Source organism: Vibrio gigantis, from assembly GCF_024347515.1.
Classification (GTDB): domain Bacteria; phylum Pseudomonadota; class Gammaproteobacteria; order Enterobacterales; family Vibrionaceae; genus Vibrio; species Vibrio gigantis.
This window is the reverse complement of sequence record NZ_AP025492.1, coordinates 205155-230140: the sequence shown is the minus strand read 5'-3', so window position 1 is coordinate 230140 and position 24986 is coordinate 205155. Positions and strand designations below refer to the sequence as shown.

The 24986-nt window shown below is 43.9% G+C and carries 21 protein-coding genes and 3 pseudogenes; 12 read left to right on the top strand and 12 right to left on the bottom strand.

What is annotated here, in order from left to right; genetic code table 11:
• Window positions 1–8 precede the first annotated feature (8 nt).
• Both OCV56_RS01075 and OCV56_RS01070 read right to left on the bottom strand, forming a co-directional pair.
• A pseudogene (locus tag OCV56_RS01075) lies at window positions 9–314 on the bottom strand (hypothetical protein).
• A 49-nt stretch (window positions 315–363) separates the two neighbouring features.
• Window positions 364–1463, bottom strand: a pseudogene (locus OCV56_RS01070) (helix-turn-helix domain-containing protein).
• A 288-nt stretch (window positions 1464–1751) separates the two neighbouring features.
• Here OCV56_RS01070 and OCV56_RS01065 point away from each other — a divergent pair.
• The gene (locus OCV56_RS01065) at window positions 1752–2066 is read left to right on the top strand and encodes a hypothetical protein (RefSeq protein ID WP_228761222.1); all 315 of its coding nucleotides are present in this window, start codon (window positions 1752–1754) and stop codon (window positions 2064–2066) included.
• Window positions 2067–2253: 187 nt separating this feature from the next.
• Window positions 2254–2808 (top strand): annotated as a pseudogene (locus OCV56_RS01060) (N-acetylmuramoyl-L-alanine amidase).
• A 145-nt stretch (window positions 2809–2953) separates the two neighbouring features.
• On the opposite strand, the gene OCV56_RS01055 reads toward OCV56_RS01060, so the two are convergent.
• From OCV56_RS01055 to yjbE, 7 genes are all read right to left on the bottom strand, one after another.
• Window positions 2954–5125, bottom strand: coding sequence for a polysaccharide biosynthesis tyrosine autokinase (locus tag OCV56_RS01055; RefSeq protein WP_086711855.1), 2172 nt, complete (start codon window positions 5123–5125; stop codon window positions 2954–2956).
• A 133-nt stretch (window positions 5126–5258) separates the two neighbouring features.
• A complete protein-coding gene (locus OCV56_RS01050; RefSeq protein ID WP_086711853.1) occupies window positions 5259–5699 on the bottom strand; it encodes a low molecular weight protein-tyrosine-phosphatase in 441 nt (146 codons plus the stop codon).
• A gap of 82 nt (window positions 5700–5781) precedes the next feature.
• Window positions 5782–6918, bottom strand: coding sequence for a polysaccharide export protein (locus tag OCV56_RS01045; protein ID WP_086711851.1), 1137 nt, complete (start codon window positions 6916–6918; stop codon window positions 5782–5784).
• 587 nt (window positions 6919–7505) lie between these two features.
• Window positions 7506–9797: a YjbH domain-containing protein gene (locus OCV56_RS01040; protein WP_086711849.1), complete on the bottom strand. Its 2292-nt coding sequence runs from the start codon at window positions 9795–9797 to the stop codon at window positions 7506–7508.
• Entirely contained in the window at window positions 9797–10627 is an 831-nt protein-coding gene (locus OCV56_RS01035; protein WP_086711847.1) for a capsule biosynthesis GfcC family protein, read from the bottom strand. Before OCV56_RS01035 ends, OCV56_RS01040 begins: the two co-directional genes overlap by 1 nt.
• A gap of 5 nt (window positions 10628–10632) precedes the next feature.
• Window positions 10633–11346 carry a YjbF family lipoprotein gene (locus OCV56_RS01030; protein ID WP_086711845.1) on the bottom strand — a complete coding sequence of 238 codons (714 nt, stop codon included), beginning with the start codon at window positions 11344–11346 and terminating at the stop codon, window positions 10633–10635.
• 101 nt (window positions 11347–11447) lie between these two features.
• Window positions 11448–11666: an exopolysaccharide production protein YjbE gene (gene yjbE / locus OCV56_RS01025; protein ID WP_048612492.1), complete on the bottom strand. Its 219-nt coding sequence runs from the start codon at window positions 11664–11666 to the stop codon at window positions 11448–11450.
• A 250-nt stretch (window positions 11667–11916) separates the two neighbouring features.
• Here yjbE and OCV56_RS01020 point away from each other — a divergent pair, with 250 nt between their 5' ends.
• From OCV56_RS01020 to OCV56_RS01000, 5 genes are all read left to right on the top strand, one after another.
• Window positions 11917–12351 (top strand): rhodanese-like domain-containing protein, encoded by a 435-nt coding sequence (locus OCV56_RS01020; RefSeq protein WP_048612491.1) that lies wholly within the window; start codon window positions 11917–11919, stop codon window positions 12349–12351.
• A 127-nt stretch (window positions 12352–12478) separates the two neighbouring features.
• Window positions 12479–12946: a protein-export chaperone SecB gene (secB, locus tag OCV56_RS01015; RefSeq protein WP_004741403.1), complete on the top strand. Its 468-nt coding sequence runs from the start codon at window positions 12479–12481 to the stop codon at window positions 12944–12946.
• A 182-nt stretch (window positions 12947–13128) separates the two neighbouring features.
• Complete coding sequence (gene gpsA / locus OCV56_RS01010; RefSeq protein WP_086711844.1) at window positions 13129–14193, top strand: NAD(P)H-dependent glycerol-3-phosphate dehydrogenase; 1065 nt, start codon at window positions 13129–13131, stop codon at window positions 14191–14193.
• A 184-nt stretch (window positions 14194–14377) separates the two neighbouring features.
• Window positions 14378–15199 (top strand): serine O-acetyltransferase, encoded by an 822-nt coding sequence (cysE, locus tag OCV56_RS01005; RefSeq protein WP_048612489.1) that lies wholly within the window; start codon window positions 14378–14380, stop codon window positions 15197–15199.
• A gap of 132 nt (window positions 15200–15331) precedes the next feature.
• Window positions 15332–16483 carry a murein hydrolase activator EnvC family protein gene (locus OCV56_RS01000; RefSeq protein ID WP_086711842.1) on the top strand — a complete coding sequence of 384 codons (1152 nt, stop codon included), beginning with the start codon at window positions 15332–15334 and terminating at the stop codon, window positions 16481–16483.
• 246 nt (window positions 16484–16729) lie between these two features.
• On the opposite strand, the gene OCV56_RS00995 is transcribed toward OCV56_RS01000, so the two are convergent.
• Window positions 16730–17368: a TetR/AcrR family transcriptional regulator gene (locus OCV56_RS00995; RefSeq protein ID WP_086711839.1), complete on the bottom strand. Its 639-nt coding sequence runs from the start codon at window positions 17366–17368 to the stop codon at window positions 16730–16732.
• Between the two features lie 266 nt (window positions 17369–17634).
• Here OCV56_RS00995 and rfaD point away from each other — a divergent pair, with 266 nt between their 5' ends.
• Genes rfaD through OCV56_RS00970 form a run of 5 tightly spaced genes read left to right on the top strand, consistent with a single transcriptional unit; the run spans window position 17635 to window position 22940 of the window.
• Window positions 17635–18576 carry an ADP-glyceromanno-heptose 6-epimerase gene (gene rfaD / locus OCV56_RS00990; protein WP_086711836.1) on the top strand — a complete coding sequence of 314 codons (942 nt, stop codon included), beginning with the start codon at window positions 17635–17637 and terminating at the stop codon, window positions 18574–18576.
• A gap of 52 nt (window positions 18577–18628) precedes the next feature.
• Window positions 18629–19624: a lauroyl-Kdo(2)-lipid IV(A) myristoyltransferase gene (lpxM, locus tag OCV56_RS00985; protein WP_086711833.1), complete on the top strand. Its 996-nt coding sequence runs from the start codon at window positions 18629–18631 to the stop codon at window positions 19622–19624.
• Window positions 19621–20679 (top strand): lipopolysaccharide heptosyltransferase II, encoded by a 1059-nt coding sequence (gene waaF, locus OCV56_RS00980; protein ID WP_086711830.1) that lies wholly within the window; start codon window positions 19621–19623, stop codon window positions 20677–20679. The genes lpxM and waaF overlap by 4 nt, the downstream gene beginning before the upstream one ends.
• Window positions 20673–21941 (top strand): lipid IV(A) 3-deoxy-D-manno-octulosonic acid transferase, encoded by a 1269-nt coding sequence (gene waaA / locus OCV56_RS00975; RefSeq protein ID WP_086711827.1) that lies wholly within the window; start codon window positions 20673–20675, stop codon window positions 21939–21941. The genes waaF and waaA overlap by 7 nt, the downstream gene beginning before the upstream one ends.
• Before the next feature lie 15 nt (window positions 21942–21956).
• Window positions 21957–22940, top strand: coding sequence for a polysialyltransferase family glycosyltransferase (locus OCV56_RS00970; RefSeq protein WP_086711824.1), 984 nt, complete (start codon window positions 21957–21959; stop codon window positions 22938–22940).
• 14 nt (window positions 22941–22954) lie between these two features.
• On the opposite strand, the gene OCV56_RS00965 is transcribed toward OCV56_RS00970, so the two are convergent.
• Entirely contained in the window at window positions 22955–23929 is a 975-nt protein-coding gene (locus OCV56_RS00965; RefSeq protein ID WP_086711821.1) for a polysaccharide deacetylase family protein, read from the bottom strand.
• Between the two features lie 9 nt (window positions 23930–23938).
• Window positions 23939–24979: a hypothetical protein gene (locus tag OCV56_RS00960; RefSeq protein WP_086711818.1), complete on the bottom strand. Its 1041-nt coding sequence runs from the start codon at window positions 24977–24979 to the stop codon at window positions 23939–23941.
• Between the last annotated feature and the right edge of the window lie 7 nt (window positions 24980–24986).

The window sequence follows — 24986 nt, the reverse complement described above, 5'->3', positions numbered from 1 at the left end:
CTGACCTCTCACCACGCATTTACCCAGCGGAAGCATTGTACGTCTTGCAGGTACGGAGTACCAATGAAGTAGCGGTTTTATTGTGCAGTCTTGCAATAGCGCTTTTCTATGTCAATAAAATGTTGCCGTTTCGGTACAGCGACACTAGACTTGGGTTGTTGTTTACCACCAAAATTTCTTTAATTTCGGTACGTGTTGGCCCCTTGTGGGTAGTGGTTAACCAGCAGTTTCAAGAACCCGCCAATACGCCCTTCAACTCGCACTATCTCTTTCTCTAAAATGATTACTTTTGTTTCTTGACGTTTTTTCTGCATTCGCTTTGGGCTATGTGAACAAGCGCTTATTCGGTGAATAATCGAATGGTCACTGCTTAGAGTCCGTGCTCGATGGTTTGGATTGAACTAGGGCCTTGATACGTGCTTCGAACGGATTGGTGGTTCTTTTGGCTTTGTAGTCCGCTAGGGCCAGAGAGACAGGTGTGGGTTGTTTGGGAACCATGGGCTTGGCTACCTTGGTCGGTGTAGAAGCCCTTGCTGGTTTACCCGTCTTTGTTTGCTTAGCCGCTCTTGTTTGATGGGGAAATGGCGATAAGTCTCGCTTTGCCTTAGCTTGGGCGCTTCTTCTTAGCCAGCCATTAACAAAGTGGCCAATATGCTCGAAGGGCTTGCGCTTATCGGGGTTGATCTATAACCACGCTTGCATGGTATGCAGTTCTTGCAGCACATCTAACTTAGGGTAGGTGCGCTCTAGTATGGTGGTGAACTCATGATAAATCGGCGCGCTGCTCTCTCTGGTGAGCAGGTGAATCACGGCTTCATTTTTGGTTGTGCTTTTGGAGGTGGAGATCTCATGCTCTTCAGAACCGCTTGGAGGATCAAGAACATCAGTGTCATCCAAGATTCCATTTTTCAAACTCAACTCTGTTTTATGTTCTTTATGAAAGATTATGTGTGCAGGATGATCACTATCCGTATTAGATCTTGCGTCACCTAGGCGAGTGTCTGAATGATCGATTTTCTGCGCCTGCTCTGTTTTGTTTTCTCGTTCTGTCTTCTGTACATTTTCTGGCGAGGCTGGCGGTAAGTCTGTTTGTTCTACATTGGCGTTAACTAGGTCGGTTTGATCATTTAGGTCTGCTCTCTGTCTTCTTGAACGAGAGCTCTAGCTGCTTGTTCTAGATCGGCCTGCTGAATGTGGCTGTCGCTGGGTAGGCGTAGCTGATATATATTGCTGCGCTGGCTTCCTGAATCATCAATCCGCTTTATCCGCTTCACAAAGCCTTGTTTTTCCAATTCGTTAACGTGTCGTTTCACTGTTCTTACCGACACTTCGCAATATTGCGCTAAGTAATTTAGGGAAAGAAAGCGCGCGTCTGCATTGTCGGCCAATTTTCATAACACCAACTTGCTGATAGGAGAGCCGGTTTTTAATGGGATAAAAGAAAGAATAAGAGAAACACACATGGTTAACGCTCCTTGTTAAAGGATCATTCGTACAGAAATCCATTGATATAAAGAGCATTGACAGCACTTTTTAGGCATTAAGGGCAAAGGTAAGGCGAGATAAAAAGTAACAAAAAGTGTTTCTCCTGCTTGCTCTCATCGATATGCAACAATACCATCATCTAGACTGATAACCTTCGAAGCACCTCTCACTTTTTTGTGTTCCTCTGTTTTGGCGTTATTACCGTCCCCCCCCCAATCAAGAACCTTGAAGTACATTGCCCTCCCCATGCAGCAATAAGGTGCTTAATGAAGGCGATAGTTTCTCTTTTTGTTTCAGCGTACCAACCCGGTATGGCGAGCATCGAATGCCGACCTTACTCCCTCAACCAGTCGCGCCACCCACTATTGTGTGATAACCAATATGGCGACGAGCGCAGTGAGACCGGAGTTTATAAAGATAAGGGTTATAAAGACAAGGCTGATGAGTACAAGGGCTATGAAGGTAAGCATTTCGAAGACCAGCGCTTTGCTGAGCATGATGTTGAAAACCTGACTTTGAAGATCTGTTCTTTGAAGATACTCACTTTGAAAACCCTAGCTATGAGGATCTTTGTTGGATGATCAGCCGAGCACGGCGCAGACAGCCACTGGGTTATTGCGTGATGTACTTACGCTATGTAAACCACCACTCCGGCTATGCAGAAACCGTAGCCACCAGTTTGCGACAACACATCGTATTGCACCCTAATTTAAAAGAATCGTTATCAACGTCTTTAATCGCCTATTTACAACAACACGAGGATTTATTTTGTCAAACACTCCACCAACAACTGATCGAGTTCCACACCAGTCGTTAGAGCGCCTACTGTTTTGCAAAAGCGGGGTTGCTCGGAAGAGCAGGCTAGCAAGGTGGATCTTATTCCCTCGTTAAAGCCTTGTTTACCTTCAGCACCCCCTTTCCTGTTAACTCCGTATGCCTTCAGTCTGGTTTCGGTTTTACTGCGTTTGCCTCATTGCCCGGTATTCTCTTTTATTACGGTGCATTGCAGCGCTACGCCGCCAAAGCAAGATGTAGGCGTAGCCGAGATTCGCCGATGGCATAAAAAGAAAGGCTGGCGCGACGTCGGGGATCACTTTGTGACTCGTCGCAATGGGGATGTCGAACTTGGCAGGCCACTGTCACAAACCGGCGCGCATGTGAAAGGACACAACAGGGGCAATATTGGGGTTTATATGGTCGGTGGCTGTAATGCCGAGCTGTAACCAAAAGATAACTTCACGCAAAGCGCTGTTTGGTTTGATGGCGGTGTTGCAAGAGAATTTCTTGATTTCAGATAAGAATATTAAGGGGCATAAAGATTGAGGCGTAAATAAGGCGTGTTCGGTTATGGCTTTAAGAGCAGATGCGGGTATCGGGTAAACGAGATGCGAAGAGCGGCGCTTTTCGTATCTCGCCACTCGCATCCCGTATCTGCTCTTCGCTACTCGAATCCCGTTACGGCTCTTCTTTAGTTCTTGTCGCTCGAATACGTGTAGTTGTAGTAACCGTAGCCGTACGAGCTTGAAGCTTTCTTCTCGATGGCGTTGAAGATAACGCCTTTCACTTCAATGCCGGATTGTTCGAAACGGTTACGAGCAACATCGATCTCTTTTATGGTGTTTTGACCGTAACGCGCCACCATTAATGTGGTACCAGCGAAAGCGCCAACAATACTTGGATCGGTTACCGCGAGTACAGGTGGGGTATCGACAATCACCAAGTCATATTCTTTTGATGCCCATTCCATGAGCTCTGCAAAGCGCGGGTGCATAAGGAGTTCAGATGGGTTGGGTGGCACTTGACCACGGGTAATGATTTCTAGGTTTTCTACTGGTGTCGACTTCACTGATTGAGCGAATTCTTTCTTGCTGCTCAATACATCAGAAAGGCCGTTGTCCCACTTCAAACCAAAGCTTTGCTGTAGGTAACCTTTACGCATATCGGCGTCAATCAACAACACTTTCTGGCCTGTTTTTGCAGCTACTGCGGCAAAGTTGGTCGAGATGAATGATTTACCGATACCCGGTGCAGGGCCAGAGATCATCAACACATTGTTTTTCGCTTCCAACATCGCAAAGTGCAAACTGGTACGAAGGCCACGCAGCGCTTCAACCGAAAGGTCAGCAGGGTTAGATTCGGCAAGCAGAGCTTGGGTACCCTTGGTTTGCTGTTTCTTCGATTTAAAGCGGTTGGTTAGCTCAACCTGTAAATCAGATTTTGGTACCGCTGCGTAAACCGGAAGGCCGATTTGTTCAATTTGGTCTGGGCTTTCAACGCCACGGTGGAACGCCGCTTTCACTAATACAAACGCAACGCTTAGCATGCCACCCAGTAACGTTGCTAACAAAACAATCAGTGGCTTCTTCGGTTTAACGGCGCGAGCATACACTTGAGCGTCATCTAAGATACGAACGTTACCGACCGTACCCGCTTTAATGATGCTTAGCTCTTGAACCTTGTTTAGTAACTGAATGTAGATTTGTTGGTTTACTTCAACATCACGTGTCATACGCAGTACTTCACGTTGTGTTTTCGGGAGCTTTTGTACTTGCTTGTTTAGACGTTCTTTCTCACCCAATAGCGTTTTACGCTTATCAAGCAAGGCTTTGTATGCTGGGTGATCTTTAGTGAAGCGCTGGCTGACTTCACTCTCTTTAAACGTTAGTTCATTCAACTGCGCTTCAAGCTCAACCATCACCTTTAGGGTTGATTGTGCTTCTAAGCCCAAATCGATCGATTCGTTCTTTTGGCGATAGTTATTTAATGTATCTTCATATCCAGTCAACTCAGATTTAATACCAGGAAGGTGGCTTTCTAAGAAAGAAAGGCTCTTCTCTGCTTCTGCTGAGTTGCGCTTCACGTTTTGTAAGAAGTAGCTCTGGCTAATATGATTAAGAATTTCAGAAATCTGTTGCTTGTTTTCACCTTCAAAGCTTAGCTTCAAAATACCAGTTTGCTTACCTTGCTCAGACAAAGATAAAGAAGCTTTCAACCATTCTATCGCTTCTAGTCGGCTACGCTTACCAATCGAAAATTCAAAATCGTTATGCGATTCAAAACCCGCCACAAACAAACTGTAGTCATCGGCTGTGGCTAGCTCACCCACTTTACCTTTTAAGATAACGCGCTCATCGTCACGAACCAGTTGGTAGGCACCTTGATCAGCATCGATAATCTGAATGGTATGAGCAAAACTACTCGCATAACTTGGTATGGTAAAACGACTCACTGCGATGTGATTGATGTCACCGGTTAAGCGGGCGAAGCCTTTACCGACGATGGGTGTATAGTTGGGTGAAGTCACAGTAGTCAGGTTAAACTTATCGACCGTTTCGCCCAAGATCATACGCGATTTGATGATCTCCACTTCTGTTGTGGCTGACGATTCTTGAGAGAACATGTCTCCCATATCACCGACCATCGATGAAATGCCGCCAGAGCTCTTCTCTTCAATTTGAATCAGGGCATCGGCTTTGTATATCGGTGTCGAAAGCAGAGCAAACGCAATACCAAGCACAGCAAAAACAAATGTGGTCAGTATAATTAACCATTTAGCATCTAATAAGATACCAAGTAGTTTCCCTAGATCTATCTCATCAGAGTTATCTGTGTGTGGTTGCTGAGATGGTTGTGTTGTCATCAGATTACTACTTCCTAAACTAATATTTTGAAGAGAAGTTAAATACGGCTTATATACTTCTCTTTTATATGATTCTATTAATGGTTATTCACCATAGCTTAACTGACTATAGTTAACGCCTAACTGCCTTCTTCTAGAGCTTTTTCGCCCAAGCTTGTGCGGCTTCTTCAATCAGCTTGTAAGCATATTCAAACGCTTCACGGCTCTGACGGTGCGGGTCGGGAATGTCTTTTTGGCCAATCCACTGACCAAACAGCATGGTTTTACCACGCGCTTCCGGTGAGATTTGAGTGAGCGCCTCCATATGGCCCTTCTCCATCACCAATATCAAATCATACTGAGCACAAAGTTGTTGTGTAACTTGTTGAGATTGATGATTTTCAACATCGGTTCCGTTTTCTGCGGCGATTAAAATCGCGGTATCGTCTGCTGGCTTACCAATTAAACGACTTTTTTCGGCAGCAATACCAGCAGAGGCCACTTCTTTGTTTGGGAGCAGCTTTTGAAGAACGCGCTCTCCCGTCGGGGAACGGCAAATATTACCCACGCAGACGACTAAAATTTTATTAAACATAACTGACTTCTAACTGTAATGGGCTCATAAACATAAAAATCAGGTCACACATAATGTGACCTGATGGTTGCTCTATCTTAACCTAAGGCCAATTGCGGATACGTAGCACACCTTCGGTTAATTCATTGAAGCCAGTAATGGTCGGAACCAATTGTCCAATCACACGGTTCCAACGACTAATAGGTGCTGCCGTTACATAAACAATATCGTAAGGCTTTAAATCAAATTCAGTGCCAATTACCAATGCTGAGGCATCTTCCATATTGAGTTGGTAGATATCGGCCATGCGTTCTGATTTATCATCAGAAGTGCGAATCACAAACACACCCGTTGCATCGGCTGAAAGTTGGTTGATACCACCTACGTTGCTGAGTGCTTCTGTTAGGCTCATTCCCGCACGATCAATTTTTAATAGTTGGGGGTCATTGACCTCACCCATCACAAAGACTTTTTGAGCGTCATTACGCGGCACGTGAACAATATCGCCCGCTTGCAGTAACCTATTTTGAGTCAAATCGCCTTTCTGCATCAGGGCATACAAAGAAATGTACTCTTGTACTCCATTGCGAGTTAACGAAACATTGCGCCAATCCGCATCTTCCGACAATCCCTCAGAACGGTTTACCGCGTCCAACAAAGTTAGAGGGATGTTGGTGATTGCTTGTTGACCTGGTAGCTCAACTTCACCTGTAACATATATTTTTTGAGAACGAAAACCCGCAACGTTAACGTCTACTTGAGGGCTTTCTATATATTTAGACAGACGCTTCGTGATATCAGTACGAATCTCATCCACAGTCTTATCTAAAACATCAACGCTACCAATGTATGGATAAAAGATAGTGCCGTTTGAACGAACCCAATTCCCCGCCTCTTCAGCACTACGGTAAGAACCCGCAGGAATGGTCAATTCAGGGTGATCCCAAATGGTAACGTTTAAGATATCACCGACACCTACTTGGTATTCATACTTCACGATGTCAACATCAAGTTCAGGATTAGCTTGTGAAACGAATAAAGATTCATTTCGGTAGCTGGATACAGATTGAGCCGTCAATGGATAAAGATTGACCACATCAGAGATGTCGGATTCTTGCTGTTCTTCAGAAGGAAGAATCACATTCTTATTGCCGGTAGAAAGGTGAGTCCCTGGAGTAGTACACCCTGCCAGTAATGCAGGAAGGAGCGCTAAAAGGAGGCGATTTTTATTAATCTTCATATTTACCAAGTCATAGAAACGGAATGTGTCTGGCGCCTAAAAAGACATCCAAAGAATAAGGATTTTGATTTTATCAGTTACAGCAAGAGGAAATTAGAGAGAGTAATAAAAAACAGTAAGATCTTACTCCCATTTACAATTAATAATAGGGGACGCTACCGCCCTTTGATACTCCGCGACATCACACTGCGTAACCTATTAGATCCGACTCACTTAACAGGCCCAAAAGACACTTAAAATTGAATAGGACTGTCTAATTAACTGAGTGACTAAACGTTGCAAAAATGCTACCGCATGCAGTTAGTTTAATTCGTGAACATTATCCACAATTTATGCTTATTATCAACCTAGTTGAATGGTAAAAGAGCAGATGCGGGATGCGAGTAAACGAGTAGCGAAAAGCCTAAGAGCAGATGCGGAGTTCTAAAGAGCAGTATCGAGATACGAGTAAACGAAGAGATAAGAGCAGGTTCAAATCTCGATTATTCGATACCGCTCTTTCCCTGCTCTTCGTTACTCGTTACCCGAATCTATCTTCTCTCGCTCTTCGAATCTCGAATCCCGCTACCCATATCTATCTTTTCATTCTACTTCACGCTACTTGGTCTTTGGAACCAAGGCGAGCGAGCGTCGGTTTGCTCGAACAAGTTGTATTGCTTATTCAAGACTTGACCACCATCACGAGTCAGCGGTTGCCATGTGAACTGTGATCGACTTGAGCTCGGTTTAACCGTGATTAGATCAAATGGAATCGATACGTAAAAGCCTTTGGTGTAACTGCCTTCACCGTACTCTTCGGTAGTCATGTCGGTTAAGCTAACAAACGCACCGGCGATAACACCGCTCTTGAACTGTTTCGAGAAATCGATACGAGTACCGATATCTCCCGCTAAGAATTTACCGACACCGACTTTAAATAAAGTGTCACTTAAGAAACCCCACTGTGGCATGTAGTAGCCGGTAACAAATCCGGTGGTGCCTTTATCAATCACCTTGTAGTAAGCCTGATCTTTTTCATGATACTGCAGCTCTTCATCAAACGTACCAAACCAGCTTTCTGGGTCACGCTGACTGATGGCTGTCACATCAGCACCGATTGCCCAGTTACTGTTGTAGGGACGGTAAAGTACTTCACCACCTACACCCGCAAACATGCTCTCTAGGTAACCACCGTAAGCCTGAGTGTAGATACCGCTGCCATAGTCTTCAAACCACGTCAACTGCAAGCGGTCTAAACGAACGGGCTCGTCAACGTAAGAACGGAAAAGCGTTCGCACTCGTGGCGTTTGCGCTGTGCCATCTGTTGGAATTTCATAATTAAACTTATCGTAGTTGTCGATCAAGTTAATATACAAAGAACCAGACAGCTCAATGTTGTTGGTCGCCCAGAAAGAAGCATTGGTGTATAAGCCTAGTGCATATAGGTAAAAATTTTCTGCTGAGCCAAAAGATTGCGCCAAATTAGGCGCGACAGACACATCGAAACGTTCTCTGCCGTCGTAATAAGTTATACCGTCGTGATAAGCGATCGCCGATTTCGATTCGACATCACTTGGGTGTGCTGCGTCTTGAATATCCGAGTCCAAATACTGGTATGTAGCGACTTGCTTAAATTGATTGGCATCGATAGCGGTTTGATTTAACTCACCTGCGTTACTGGTTTCAACGATCTTATAGGTGTCAATATAGTCAGGAACATGGTTAGCAATAACCGTTAACCCACGTTCTAGCGCAACTTCTCGATTGCGATATTTCACCTGCTCGCCTTTCACAATAAAGGTATTGTCGTCGACCAAGATCTGCGCTTGCTCATAACCGGCAACGGTCTCAAGTTCTTGGGTCAACTTAGCCAGTTCAACCTCACCCATGCTGCTTGCTTCGCTTGGTCGCAAAGTCGCCGCTTCGGTATCTCGCCACACGGAGGCTATTTGATTAAAATTGGTGGTTAAGTCAAAGCCCATGGTTAAGGTGTCACCACGCTCATAACTGACTTTTGCCGTGGCCCAATCACTAAAGCGATATACAGCGCCCACATTCCAAGGGGTGTGTTGGGTCATATCAACGCCACTATTAACAGGGTAATCTTGTGAATAGTCATTGCTGTCGTATTCAAGTTTGAGCACTAATGGCTTATATGGCGTTTGATACTCTAAGCCACCATAAATTGCCGCATCGCCTTTGAACCAACGCTCAAAATCAACGCTGCCCCCATTACCTTTGACATCAGACGGTCGTTCACAAAACTGGTCACTGGCTTTACAAAATGGATTGGTAATATTACCACTGGTGCCCATGTAACCCCAGCCCATGCCTAACGTGACATCAAGCGGGCCAAATCGCTTGCTCGCGGCGAAAAATTCGCCATCAAATAACCCTGTCCCCCCAAAGTCACGCACTCCGACAGAAAGCTCTGGCAAATAGTAGCCTTCTTCCATTAACCGAACTTTAAAGTCAATACCTTTGTCAGCAAGCGTATTACAACCACTAAATGAGTTTTGCGAGCAATCTTGATCCCCGCCACCGCTATAAAGCAGATCCTGAACTTGGGTATAGCGAATGGTGGTTTCTAACCAAGGCATCAATTGCAGGCTAACGTTATAAAAATAATATTCGTTATTGAACGATGCACTTAGGTTGAATTCACCCTCTGGAGCCATGCGCGCGGTAGGCATTTGCATTAAACCCACCCCACCAAAATTGGTTTGAGAGTGTTTTAGTGTTGGCGTACTAAAGCCAGAAATCTCGACTTCAGAGGGTTGCTGTTCTCGCATGGTGGCAGAAAAGTCTTGTGCACTAGCAGCAAAACTGCTGACAGCCAGTAAAGCACCCGGAATCGAACTTGCGAGTAGAGTTAATGGAAATGATTGAGTAGCCGACATTACAGATTAACCTTATGACGTAGAAGTTCGACAATGTCTTGATTCAAAGTAGAAAACTCAGAAGGGAGCGAATCAAAGGCGATAAAAATAATAGCACCGGGAGCAAAATAAGCGGCCTTACCGTTCCAGTAGGCATAACTGATTTCATTCACCTGCCCATCGGGTTGGATGACAAATGCCGTGCTGTTATCAGCAATACCTAGCAGCTGCCCTTTTGGCAACAGCGTTAAATAGTTATCTAGCTGAGCGTGTTCAACCAAAGGCAGCGTGTGAGCTTGCTTTACTGCCCCGACTACATATACAGAGGTTGGGCGGTCGGTTAGATATAACTCAAAGTGCTGTTGTTCCGTTGATTTAGCACTAATCCCTTTCCAAGCTGACTGTTTTGATACCACAGTTATTTTTTTTGAAACCAATAGGGGGTTCTTATCTGCCTGAGACATCACTGCGTTTTGGTCTAACTCAACAAAGTAACGTGCTTGATAGTCAAAAGATTCTATCTGCTCGATCATAGATTTTACTTGTGGCTCTTGTAAGGCTAAACGCTCGAGCGTATCCAATACCTTTTGTTTTACGTTCGCTATTTGCGGTTGAGCATTACGATCAAATAGCTGAGCAGACAGCGGAAAGTAGCCTAACGCACCATTTGCATTGGCATCCGTTAATACTTGATCTAAGCGCGTAGGTTGCGAATATTGCAGCGTGATACCTTGTACCGGTAACTCGACCGTAAGTACTGGAACTGGGCTTTGTGCCATGACAAGTGGCGGCGCTAGAACACTACAAACCGTAAGTACTGCTGTGTACCCTAGTTTTTTTAAATAATTCATTTTATTCACTCACCACTTGATTCTTTAATTTGATGGGGCTTTGACTTATTAGTTTGATAAGGCTTTAGCAATGTCAGCTCTAAGCGGGTCATTTCAGGTCCAAGGTATTGAACCGTTTTGACGACCTGTCCCTTTTTGTTTACCCAATATTGATTTTCAATATCTTGTCCAAGGGCTGGGTAGCTGATCTGCTCGACAAACTTGCGCGCTTCTATGTTCGCTATCGGGGTTTGTACTGTTTCTTCATTAAGATACGCTCGGACGATGTTTGCACTGTAGCCAAATCGGTAATCTGGTTGCCAATCGTAAGTTGCTTGCCACTCTTGAGCTTTCGGAGTTACCGACATATCAAAACTCGGCACCAATGCATTGCCCGGTTTAACTGTTAAGCCAGACAGATTTTCATAAGGCAGGAATAAGGTTTGAACCACTCGTCCATTTTCCGTCACGATCATGGCTTTGTCTGATGACATCCATTTGAGTTGTTCAGCCCCGGTTGCGGGGTTTTGGCCAACAAAAGCCAGTACCATAAAAATCTTACCTTGGTCGTTAATTTCAGCATAAATACTGGCGTAAGGCAGATCTTGAATATATTCCGCACTGGTACTTACGTCGGTATCACCAAAGATAGCTTCATTGAATGTGGCATTAAGGTCTTGGAACTGTTGTGAGCAACCAGAAAGTAGCAGCCCTAAAGATACGATAAGCGGTTTGAACATGATTATTTTGCTTCCTAGCGAGGCTATTCAGGACACTCTAATATAAAAAAACCATTTTATGCTTTCACATAAAATGGTTTTATACAGGCTACAACTATAAATTAGTTAGTTGTAGTTGTAGTTGTTGCGCCGCCGTCGTTAGAAGCAACAGCTACTGCTGCGCCTACTGCGACTGCTGCAGTTGTTACTGCTACTGTTGTTGCTGTACCAGCTGCTGCTGTTGATGCGCCAGCACCTGCTGCTGCACCCGTTTCTGCTGCTGCAAAAACACCGCCAGAGAAGCTAACAGCAAGTGCTGCAGCTAAAGCCATTTTTTTCATAATGATTCCCATTGATATAAACGTTTATATGCTGAGGCTAAGAATGCTCTCAACTGATTGTTCAGCTTAAACAATCAATTGATAATATTAGTGAATAAACGTGTTCAAGTAAATGCATAATTTTTAGACAGAAATTATTTTATATCTCACCTACCATCACAACCCCATGCTTCCTCTGTATTCTCCTACCCTTTCTCGCTATACTTCTGACCTATAGTTTTTCGCCCAATAACGAATAAGAGTTCAAGATATGCAAGAGTTAGTTCCATTTGTTCAAGAGAATATGATTTTAGCCATCGTATGGATCGGCTTGGTTGTTGCCATCATTGCGAACGTTATCAAGACATCAAACGCAGCTTATAAAGAGATCACAGCAGCGCAAACTACACACATGATTAACCGAGAAAACGGTGTTGTGGTTGATATTCGTACTAAGGATGAATTCAAAAAGGGCCATATTACGGACGCAGTTCACATTTTGCCGTCAGACATTAAAGCAAATAGCTTTGGTAGCCTTGAAAGCCGTAAAGCAGACCCAATCATCGTAGTATGCAAGACAGGTCAAACAGCTCAAGAAAGCGCAAACTTGCTGGTTAAAGCAGGTTTCGAAAACGTAAGCGTACTAAAAAGCGGCTTAGTGGCTTGGAGCGAAGCTAACTTACCTTTAGTTAAAGGTAAGAAGTAGTTAAAGGTGAACAACCTTTAAAGACAAGCAGTAGGCTGACCCGATTACACCAATATGACTTTAAGATTTTGTTCAACAGACTGATATGACGAACAAAAACTAATTATAAATTTTTAAGGACAAGAAAATGGCTGAAGCAGCACAACAAGACGCACAACAAAACTTCGCAATCCAACGTATCTTTCTAAAAGACGTATCTTTCGAAGCACCCAACTCTCCAGATATGTTTCAAAAAGAGTGGAACCCAGATGTAAAACTGGACCTAGACACTCAAAGCCGTGAACTTGGCCAAGGTGTGTACGAAGTAATCCTACGCCTAACGGTTACAGTTAAAAACGCAGACGACACAGCATTCCTTTGTGAAGTACAACAAGGTGGTATCTTCTCTGCAAGTGAAATGGAAGCGGGCCAACTAGCACATTGCCTAGGCGCATTCTGCCCGAACATCCTATTCCCATACGCTCGTGAAACAATCTCTAGCCTAGTGGTTAAAGGTACGTTCCCACAACTGAACCTAGCACCTGTAAACTTCGATGCTTTGTTCATGAACTACCTACAGAACCAAGCTCAGCAAGCTGAAGGCGAACAGGCTTAAGTCTCAAAGTAGAACTTAACTCTAACGATTCAAGCGCTAGTTAGCTTTTAAATGCACATCGCAACTTCTGCGATGTGCATTTTTTCTTTACACTGTACTAAAGTTGAAAGCTCTTCTTATTTTAGTGGAAAGCTATTCCAGCATTCTTTCTTCGATTTCCCTCATTATTTTTAGGTGGAAGCATGACAGACACAACTCACCCGACCAACACGACAGACGCTTACGGTAAAGACAGCGCTTACGGCAAAGAGATCGCCATGACTGTCATTGGTGCAGGTTCTTACGGAACCTCTTTAGCTATTTCTCTAGCGCGTAACGGTGCAAACGTTGTTCTTTGGGGGCATGACCCTGCTCATATGACTCGCCTTGAATCTGAGCGCGCTAATAATGAGTTTCTACCAAATATAGAATTCCCAGAAAGCCTGATCATTGAATCAGACTTAGAAAAAGCGGTGACTTCAAGCCGCGACCTTTTACTTGTCGTCCCGAGCCACGTATTCGGCGTTGTGCTTAATAGCGTTAAACCTTACTTAGCCTCAGACTCTCGTATCTGTTGGGCGACCAAAGGCCTAGAACCGGAAACAGGACGCTTACTTAAAGATGTCGCGCACGATGTGCTTGGTGATGGGTACTCGTTAGCGGTTCTATCAGGGCCTACTTTCGCCAAAGAGTTAGCGATGGGCATGCCAACTGCGATCTCTGTAGCTTCACCTGATGAAGAGTTCCTTGAACAACTTCAAGAAAAAATCCACTGCGGCAAAACATTCCGCGTATACGCAAACTCAGATTTCATTGGCATGCAACTTGGCGGTGCGGTTAAAAATGTCATCGCTATTGGCGCAGGCATGTCAGATGGTATTGGTTTTGGTGCCAATGCACGTACCGCACTGATCACTCGTGGGTTAGCTGAAATGAGTCGATTGGGCGCAGCTCTTGGTGCACAGCCAGAAACCTTTATGGGTATGGCTGGATTAGGCGACCTAGTACTAACCTGTACTGACAACCAATCGCGCAACCGCCGCTTTGGTTTGGCACTTGGCGCAGGCAAAGATGTGGACACCGCACAAGAAGAAATTGGCCAAGTAGTAGAAGGTTATCGCAACACCAAAGAAGTTTGGTTACTATCAGAACGCATGGGCGTTGAGATGCCAATTGTTGAACAAATTTATCAAGTGTTGTATCAAGGGAAAGATGCACACTTAGCAGCACAAGATCTACTTGCACGAGACAAAAAGTCAGAAAGATAATAAGAGCAGTAGAGAGATTCGAGTAATCGCGATACGAAGAGAATAAGAGCGGATACGAGATTCGGGTAAACGAGGGGCGAAAAGAGTAAGAGCAGATTGAGCGCTTAAAGAAGGCTGCTTTTCGTTATCCGTATCTCTCATCTCGTCACTTGTATCTGCCCCTTAAAAAATAATGGATGGTAAAATGAAACACTGTGAACAACAAAAAGTTTGGCAATGCATTGTGAAGGAAGCTCGACAGCAGTCAGAGCAAGAGCCAATGCTTGCGAGTTTTTACCATGCTACGATCATCAACCACGAAAGCTTGGGCGCCGCGCTCAGTTATATTCTGGCAAACAAGTTAAAGACCGCCTCAATGCCTGCAATGGCAGTGCGTGAGGTGGTTGAACAAGCATTTAAGCAGGACCAATCGATTATTGATGCTGCCGCTTGTGATATTTGTGCAACAGTTACTCGAGATCCGGCGGTAGAGATGTATTCAATGCCTCTGCTTTACCTTAAAGGCTACCATGCACTGCAAGGTTACCGAGTCGCTAACTGGCTATGGAAGCAAGGCCGTATCGCACTTGCTACCTACCTACAAAACCAAATCTCAGTCGCTTGCCAAGTAGATATTCATCCAGCTGCACGCATCGGCAAAGCAATCATGCTCGACCACGCTACAGGCATTGTTATTGGTGAGACCGCTGTAGTTGAAAATGACGTGTCGATTCTTCAAGACGTGACCCTTGGCGGTACGGGTAAAGAAGGTGGTGATCGCCACCCTAAAATCCGTGAAGGGGTAATGATTGGTGCAGGTGCGAAAATTCTCGGCAACATTGAAGTGGGTGAAGGCGCTAAAATTGGCTCTTGCTCAGTGGTTCTACAAGCCGTACCTCCCCATACTACGGTCGCAGGTGTTCCTGCAAAAATTGTCGGAAAACCTAAAACAGATAAGCCATCTTTGGATATGGACCAAGGGTTCAATGGTCGATCGCAGAACTTTATTCATGGTGATGGGATTTAAGAGCAGATTCGGGATACGAAGAGCTTAAGAGCAGATGCCAGATTCACGCAACGAGATACGAAGAGCTCAAAAGCCGCTGCGGGATTCGATTCAGCGAAATTCGAAAAATTAAGAGCAGATGAATACAACTAAATGACGATAATGATGAAACAAATTCGAGCCATTAGCCGGACTCTTCTGATATATACCAGCCTTTGTGTTGCTCTTTTATCTTCGTCATCATTTGCCGCATCTCAAGGTGAACTTAAGGGCGTATCGAGTGAAATATCTCGCCAACAAAAAAACCTGTCCTCACAACAGAAAAAACTCGATAGCTTGCAAGCAAGCCTCAAGAAACAAGAGCTATCCATCGCTTCGCTTGAAAAAGATATCCTAGACAGTAAAAAGCAGCTGAATACCGCTAATGCTAATATTGCGAACTTAGACACCAAGATCAAGGCGCTCACAGCACAGAAAAAAGTCCATACCGATAAGCTAGAGCAACTGATTCAAACTTACTACATGACAAGCCGTGCTAAAGCCTCATCGCACATCCTAAATACTGGCGTTGAAGAAGATCGTATTAGTCATTATTACCAACACCTTGCTAAGGCCCGCTCTGCAACAATCAAAACAATTGAACAGACGCAGCTTGAGCTAGAAGAAAGCCACAAGCAGCGCCAACTTGAGCAAGAACAAATTGCGACCCTGTTAAAACAACAAACCACAAAGCGCAACAAGTTATCTCAAACGCAAACACAGCGTAAGAAAACGGTTGGCAGCATCAAGAAAAACATCTCGGGTGACAAGAATTACTTAGCAGAGCTCCAGCGAAATGAAACCCGCCTGAAAGCCGAAATCGCCAAAGCAGAGAAAGCAGCTCGTGAAAGACGTAACGCTGTTCCTATGGATGGTTTAGCCAAACGTAAAGGCAAACTGCCTTGGCCAATCAAAGACAAAGTTCTGCATAACTACGGTTCACGCCAAACCGGCCAAATAAATTGGAAAGGCATGGTGATCAACGCCAAGTACGGTCAGCAGGTCAAGTCTGTTTACTCCGGAACGGTTGTATTCGCCGAGTATCTACGTGGTTATGGCTTAGTAGTACTGCTGGACCATGGTAAAGGCGATATGACGCTCTATGGCTTTAACCAAGCACTTTTAAAGAAAGAAGGTGACAAAGTTAAGGCTGGCGAAGCTATCGCACTTGCAGGTGACACTGGCGGCCAAACCCGCCCATCATTGTACTTTGAGATTCGTAGAAACAGCCAAGCTCAAAACCCGAAGAGTTGGTTGGTCAGGTAAGAGCCGATGAGGGATGCGCAGATCTTAAAAACAGATACGAGATTCGAGTAACCGAGATGCGAAAAGCTTGAAAACAGATGCGAGATTCGAGTAACCGAGATACAAAAAGCATGAAAGCAGATACAAGGTTAGAGTAAAACGTTACATGGAAAACGCTAGCCTAGTCGCCGCTCTACCCTGCTTTTCGTTTACTCGTATCTCGCTACTCGAATCTGCTCTTTCCCGATCTTCATTACTCGAACCTTTCTACTTAGAGTTCAACGCTCTTACACCGTCTTCCAACAATGTCAGTTGCTCAAAGCCTTGTGCTGTGGCAATCGGTTTAACCGTCGCGATCATCTGCAACATTCCTTGGTGAACGACTTGCTCGGTAATTTGAGCTTTTGGAGACATCGCAGACTGGTAAGCTAACCAACCGGATGCTATCAAGTGAAGAGACGTCACCATCGACTTCATTTCCGAATCCGTTGCTTTAAGCAAGTTCAACTCGACGAAGGCTCGCATTATATCTACAAGATTGGTTTGGAGCTTTTCTTGCACAGCCATGTAGTCAAGATGGAGTTTTTCATCACGTGACAATATTTCAGGTAGGTTCGCGTAGAAGAATCGGTACTTCCACATCAGTGTGAAGATAGAGTCTAAGTAGGTCTTTAGCAGCGTTAGGCTTTCTTGTTGCCCTTGAATCGGTGTGAACCGTTCGAGCAGCTCTGTTGAATAGAGAGTGAAAATATCACGTACAATTTCTTGCTTGTTGCGGAAGTGGTAGTAAAGGTTACCAGGGCTAATCTCGATATGCTCAGCAATATGATTGGTCGTAATACTACGCTCGCCATGCTCATTAAAAAGCTCTAGAGCAGCGTAAACAATCTTGTCACGTGTTTTCATTAGTTATTAGTATCCCTATCCGTTTAGAGGTTCAGTATATCGCCACTAAACGGATAGATCGAGCTGTTAACATCTGGTCAGCGAAGCTCAACCCTTACCCAGCCTGTATGCGTATCTCATTACGAAATAAAACTGCCTGTTCAATAACCCAAAATATGAAGCGTATTCAGGTGCTAACATTCGAGTAACCTTGGTTTGCACTAGCCCGAATTGTTCATTCCTTGCTATACTCGCGATAGTTTTGTATTCAAAAGAGTAGGTAAAATATGATTATCGTAACTGGTGGTGCTGGCATGATTGGCAGCAATATTGTTAAGGCACTTAATGAAGCAGGCCACAACGATATCTTGGTCGTCGACAACCTCAAAAATGGTAAGAAATTTAAAAACCTTGTCGACCTAGACATCACCGATTACATGGATCGTGACGATTTCCTAACTCAAGTTATGGCGGGTGACGATTTCGGCCATATCGAAGCAATTTTCCACGAAGGCGCCTGTTCTGCGACAACCGAGTGGGATGGCAAATACATGATGCTTAACAACTATGAGTACTCAAAAGAGCTACTGCATTACTGTGTTGAGCGTCAGATTCCTTTCCTTTATGCCTCTTCTGCCGCTACTTATGGTGAAACAGATACTTTCATTGAAGAGAAAGAGTACGAAGGCGCGCTAAACGTTTACGGCTACTCTAAGCAGCAGTTCGACAACTACGTTCGTCGCCTGCAAGAAGATGCAACAGTGCACAACGAAACACTATCGCAAATCACTGGCTTCCGTTACTTCAACGTTTACGGCCCTCGTGAAGAGCACAAAGGCAGCATGGCTTCAGTGGCTTTCCACCTAAATAACCAAATGAACGCGGGAGAGAATCCTAAACTGTTCGCTGGCAGCGAAACATTTAAACGTGACTTTGTATATGTTGGTGACGTAGCAGCAGTAAACTTGTGGTTCTTAGAAAATGGCGTGTCAGGTATTTTCAACCTGGGTACTGGCAACGCTGAGTCTTTTGAAGAGGTCGCAAAAGCAGTCATCAAGCACCACGGTAAGGGTGAGATTGAGACTATTCCATTCCCAGAACACCTAAAAGGCGCATACCAAGAGTTTACTCAAGCAGACTTAACTAAACTACGCGCTACAGGCTGTGACATCGAATTTAAATCGGTTGCCGAAGGTGTTGCAGAATACATGGCACTGAAGAACAAATAATTATTCTCTTACTATCCTAAAACTAAGAGCATTTAATAACTGAGAGTTTTCAATGACTGAGAAGCGTAACGACTTCGATGAAAATGCCTACAACCCCACTTTCGAGTGGGGTTTCCTTGCTCCAAAGCACTGGGGAACTTGGCTTGTCGTAATAGTGGGCCTACCGTTAGCCCTAATTCCCCACAAGCTAAAGCTCAAGCTCGCAACAAAAGTAGCAAAAATACTCATCCAAAAGCCTAGTCGAACAATTAGTAACACATGGGTAAATTTCACTCTTTGTTTTCCTGAGCTCTCCAAACAAGAGCGAGAGCAGTTGTTGGAAAAAACACTAGTGACCGCAGGCACTTTTTTAATGAGCTTTGCATTGTTGTCATTACGTAGTCAAAAATGGCTAGTCAACAACACAACTGTGAATGGGTTAGAGCACATAAAGTCCACTTTGGATGCTGGCGATAAAGCTATCTTACTTGTGCCCCACTCTTGGGGAATCGACGTGCCGGCTATTTATTTGGCTTCTCAAGGCTTGCCAGTTTCGGCAATGGCTAAGCGTCAGAAAAACCCAGTAATGGACTGGCTAATGCATCGTCAACGTGTTCAATACGGCGGTCGAGTTTATGAGAGAGACAATGGTATCAAGCCATTTATCAAATCGGTGAGAGATGGGTACCTGGGATATTACTTACCCGATCAAGACCATGGTCGAGAGCACAGCATTTTTGTTGATTTTTTCAACAACCCAAAAGCAACTTTGCCGGGTCTTGGTAAACTGTCTAAAGTCAGTCGAGCAAAAATCATCCCCGTATTCTCTATATTTGATGCTGAATCAGGTAAATTTGTTATCGATATTTACCCACCTTGGGACGATTACCCTTCAAAAGACGAACATCATGACACTCGTCGTATGAATGCATTTATTGAGCAAGCCGTCACCAAGACCCCAGAGCAGTATATGTGGATCCTTAAGTTCTTAAATACTCCAAAAGATCCAGAAAGCAACTATTCACCTTACCATGACGCTAAGCTGTGGATTAAAGGCTACACACGATGAAAAAAATATTAGTCATTGGTCCATCTTGGGTGGGCGACATGGTGATGTCACAATCACTGTATATCACCTTGAAACAACAACACCCTGAGGCGCTCATCGATGTGATTGCACCGGGTTGGTGTAAACCGATTCTCGAGCGCATGCCAGAAGTCAACCAAGCGATTGATATGCCGATTGGTCATGGTGAATTTAACTTGCTCGGTCGTCGAGCAATCGGTAAAACACTGCGTGAAGCTCAATATGATCAAGCTTTCATTTGCCCTAACTCGGCTAAATCAGCATTGATTCCGTGGTTTGCGGGCATTCCAAAACGCACAGGCTGGAAAGGTGAGATGCGATACGGTCTGTTGAATGACCTACGCCCAAATAAAAAATCATTCCAATACATGGTTGAGCGCTATGTCGCCCTCGCCCATCCTAAAGCAGAAATGATTGACGCGAGTTCTCTGGGTGGATTAGAGCAATTACCGAGACCAGCTCTAACTATTTTCAAAGACCAACAGTTAGCTACCGCGGAAAAGTTTCAGCTTACTCTGGATGATGCAATTACTGGCCTTTGTCCTGGAGCCGAATTTGGACCTGCTAAAAAGTGGCCTGAAACGCATTATGCAGAAGTCGCAACATCGATGAGTAGAGCAGGTAAGCAAGTTTGGTTGTTTGGCTCTCAAAAAGATTTGGAAACGTGTAACAACATTAAGGCTCTTGTTCCTGATGAACTTCAATCACAAATTCATGTCCTAGCAGGTCAAACTAGCTTGATTGAAGCTGTGGACCTACTGGGCGCTTGTCAAACTGTGGTTGCAAACGATTCTGGCTTGATGCACGTTGCCGCTGCTGTGGGTTGTAACGTTGTTGCTGTTTACGGCTCAACTTCGCCGAAATACACACCGCCACTAGCTGAGAGAGTCGAAATTGTGCATACCGACATTGATTGCCGTCCTTGTTTCCAGCGTGAATGTGAATTCAAGCACTTAAAATGTCTGACGGAGCTATCACCGAAACAAGTCATCAATAGTATCCATAAGTTAGAAGCCATTTCGGTAAGCGCATGTTAATTCGGTTTTTCTACACGCTGATCCTTGCACTTGTTTCGCCTCTGCTTCTATTTGGCTTATACAAAAGTAAGCCAAACAAACCCAAGTTTGGCAAGCGCTGGAAAGAGCACTTTGGCATAACACCTAAACTAATATCAAAGCAGCGGCCTATTTGGATTCATGCAGTATCTGTTGGTGAAAGTATCGCAGCTACACCTCTTATTAAAGAGATCAAAAAGCAAAATCCAAAGCAGTCTATCATTATCACTACAACCACCAGTACTGGTGCTGAGCAGATTGAGAAGCTTGGTAGTTTAGTTGAGCACAGGTACATGCCTATTGATTTCGGTTTCGCTGTAAAAGGTTTTCTTAAAGCGATACAGCCGAAGAAGATGCTGATCATTGAAACGGAGTTATGGCCGAACACGCTTCATCAAGTTTCTAAGTTTGGTGTACCAATAACAGTTGTAAACGCACGGTTATCTGAAAAGTCTCGAAATAACTACGCAAAATTTCAGCCAGTTTTCAATATTATAGAACCTTATCTAGCTAAGATTTTGTGCCAAAGTCAGTCTGACGCGGACCACTTTGAATCACTTGGTGTTGCAAAGAGTAAACTCGCCATTACTGGCTCCATCAAATTCGATATACAGATTGCCGACACCGTAAAAGAGAAAGCAAAGGCACTAAGGTCAGAGCTTGGGGAGCACCGTCCAATATGGATCGCCGCTAGCACCCATAAAGGTGAAGACGAGCAGATACTCAATGCACATAAAAACGTATTGGAAATCTATCCGGATGCTTTACTCATTATAGTCCCGCGCCATCCAGAGCGATTTGATAGCGTTGTCCAGTTATGTCAATCCTCAGGTTTTACAACCACTCGTAGAACGAACGCTGACATGCAATCTTGTGCAAAGTCGCAAGTTTATGTAGGTGATACAATGGGAGAGATGCTGATTCTAATTGGTGCTGCAGATATCTGTTTTATGGGAGGCAGCTTAATTGGTGATAAGGTTGGTGGTCACAATGTACTCGAGCCAGCGGCTTTAGGAATCCCGACCATATCTGGACCAAGTTACTTCAACTTCAAAGAGATCACTGAAAGGCTATTATCAACAGATGGCATAATGATTTGTGAAGGTCATAGCTTAGACTCTAAAGTGATCCAGTTACTCGAAGATAAGCATAGCGCCACCAACATGGCTAACCAAGCCCACTCTGTCTTTAAAAGAAACAAAGGCTCTTTGGAGCGTTCAATTCAGTATGCTGAATTAGGTTAATGAACAAGGTCTTTTATGAACGTATTTCTCGTAACATCCCCATTTCAATACATCTGCGCAAATGAAGCCAGAGATGCCTATCAAACCAAAAACAATCTCCTAGTTTTAGTTCAGCAAAACACAGAGAAAGGTAAACAACACCTCGCCCAACTTTATGATAAAAGTAAATGGGACCATATTATTGAAGTTGGTCGCTCAAACCGTACTTTTGTTATTCCGCGTGTTCTAAAAGAAGTCAAAAAGTTAGCAAATGGCGAGTCAATTGAGCATTTCTTTTTCTCTGAATATACATCTTGGCGCACTCGTATGTTCCAAAGAAACCTGCCTGCCAAAAAGCTAGTATTCATTGACGATGGAATGGGCAACTTATACGAATACTTCAAATACATCAAAGACAAAAAATCATTTAGTCGAACTCGCTTTCTACAAGACCTGTTGATCCAATTACAGGGATGTAAAAAGATTGGCACAATACCTTATGCTGAGAATTTCGAAATGTTCTCTATTTTCGATATAGAAAACCCAGTGTGTCCTCTAAAGCTCAACACGCTCGACTCGATCAGAAAAAGTATTGGAGCTTCAAACTGCAACGACCCTTCAGCACCCGTTGCATTTATTGGTGAGGGATCTATTGGAGATAAGAACCAACCAAGTGTTGATGCTTATATTTCCAAACTAGAACAAGTCATTGCAAAAAAAAATGCCCCTGTGATCTACTTTCCACACAGAACCGAGTCTGAAGAAGTGACTACTGCCGTTAAAGCATTGCCTAATCTCACTTATCATAAAAGTGAGTCACCTATTGAGCTTGAGTTAGCAAATAAAGGCATCAAGATATCTTCAATTACCGGGGTAACGTCTACGGCTTTATACACACTGTCTCTGCTTTACAAAGAAGTACCTATCGATGCGCACACCTATGACTCTCATATAGGCAACGATATGGCGACTTTCCTTGTTAATCATTTTGAAAAACGCGCTCGAAACTTTAGTATTTAAGCGCGCATATTTTACTAAGCACTCTCATACCAATGATTTACACTGGCTTTGTTATCTTTAGGTAAGTCATTGGTATCTAGGCGAGGCAACAAGAGTGGGCCATCCAACGCTAAATCAGCAACCCGTACTTCGGTGGTAAATGCGACTTTACATCCTTGCTTTTCTAGCTCGACCACAACCTCTTCACTAGAAGAACCGTAAGGATAACAGGCTGTCCAATTTTGCATGTCACAACCAAGCGAGGCTAAAAATTCTTTAGAGCGGGTTAGTTCAATCTCTAAGGATTTTTCATCAAGCTTATTCCACCAATAATGATCATAACCGTGACAACCAACGTGCATTCCGTCTCGAACTAACTGCTCAAGTTGGTACTTATCCATGTACAACTCTCGACAAAACGCAGCTTCATCCATACCCATATATTGAGCAAAAAGCTTATCAGAAATAATATTTCTGAGTTCTTCAGGCAATGCGTGCTGAAGCATTCTCTTCACAAAAATCACATCTTTGCAATCAAAGCGATTCGCAACCGCAAACTCCGCGTAGTACTCGTCGAATGACTTTAGATCATAATCGCTTGTATAGCGCTCAACTTCTATCTTAAGAGAGCCAACAAGCTGTTGAATATCGGAGGTAGACGCTAAGATGAAGTGAATTTTGTTCACATCTAGCACTTTGTGCTCAAGCACTGTTTTTGCTGGCACATAAAAAGAGCCCTGCATACCCATTTTCTTCAAAATAGGATATACGTGAGTAAAGTGCTCGGCATAAGCATCATCAAAAGTAAGCAACAAAGCTCTTTCTGGTAAAGCTTGATTACGGTATTTGGCGGCTAACACTTGCTCCATCGTTACAACATTATAATGTTTAGCAAAGAACTCGAGTTGTTCAACAAAGAGTTCAAGTTCTAAGCCTTTAATTTCTGGGTACCGCGACTCCGCGATTCGACGAACATAGTGGTACATAACAACGGTTAATGGCTGAGACATGTTGCTCCTCTACATTATATTTGGTCGGTCTTGATCCGCATCGCCTTTGAATAATACGAACGACGGCTCGCTTTCCTGGCTTTGGCGCGCGAAATAAATAGGAATATTTTTTTGCACAAACGGTTGGAAGTAATCAGGAATAATTAATTCCCCATCCGTATCAACTTGCAAGAAACCAGCATCGACAAGGCTTTCTTCGTCCATACCATATTGCATGATATCTAAATACTCATGCCCTTCCGCAACAAGCAACTCGTGCAAATGAGCCGTAACTCGGCTAATTGAAGACAGGTCGCCTTGAATATCCACGACCCGCATAGCACTAGATTCACTCTGAGTAACCACACGAACAACAAGAAAACTCTCTAATGTGTCTTTTTTGTAAACCCCGAGAAAACGGTATTCGAACTTAGGGTGCTCCAAGAAACGAGTAGTAAAATATTGTCCGTCTTTCTGTGTTTTATTTGTATATAAGTCACTGTCTGACAATGCAGAAGCCACTTGCTCTTTCGCAATATCTACCACTTTATACTGGTCATTTGTCTGACCTATAGAGGAGGTAAACGTCTCTGGAACCTTAGCTATACGGTAATCAGAAAGGGTATTATTCAATAGAGCTAGTTGGTTCATTTTCCCCACGGCGAAACCGAGTGTTTCATACATAGGGAAAACAATCTGACTAATACCAATAGAACAAATATTCTTAATCGAGAACTCGCGCTTCAAAAAGTTAAGAAGCCCTAAACCTAAACCGATGTATTTCGGTCCTTCGTTGACTTTCCAGATCGCTAACCAAACTTCTTTCTCTGATTCGAGCTCAGCCGAAAAGTGAGACGTTGGGATAAAGCCGAGCACACCACATATCTCACCGCTTTTGTTATGTCTAGCCATAACAAAATTGTAGTCGCCCGTATCGAGATTTTTATGCTGCCAATCTAGCAACTCTCGAGAGGTTACGAGGATGTGGTTCTTAGCCCAATGCTCATCAATATACTTAACCAGATCAGTAACCTGATCTTGCTTACAAACTTCAAATGTAAATCTAGCCATTTCAAAC